We start from the raw sequence: 282 nt of genomic DNA on the forward strand, positions 1-282 counted from the left end.
AATTCTCCACAGGCTATCCCCGTAGTTCCTACGGTTCTTACATACGTTATCTATTTTAAACTGTTATTAGTCTTAATCCTTCTTTTAGTATATTTATACTCGCATTTATGTCTCTATCGTGAGTTACATTACAACAAGGACAAATCCATTCTCTTATATTTAAATTCTTAACTTCCTCGTTTTTGTACCCACATTTATTGCATATTTGTGAACTTGCAAAGAATCTACCTACCTTTACGATTTGTCTACCATACCAATTAGCCTTATATTCTAATTGACGAA

1 protein-coding gene is annotated in these 282 nt (G+C 32.3%); it reads right to left on the bottom strand.

Going from position 1 to position 282, the window contains the following annotated elements; all coding sequences use genetic code 11:
• Positions 1-55 precede the first annotated feature (55 nt).
• Positions 56-282 (bottom strand): zinc ribbon domain-containing protein (locus Q3304_RS21035; protein WP_407815504.1); only part of this gene is annotated, 227 nt, incomplete at its 5' end.

The sequence above is a fragment of the Clostridioides sp. GD02377 genome, from assembly GCF_045899875.1.
GTDB classification, from domain to species: domain Bacteria; phylum Bacillota; class Clostridia; order Peptostreptococcales; family Peptostreptococcaceae; genus Clostridioides; species Clostridioides difficile_A.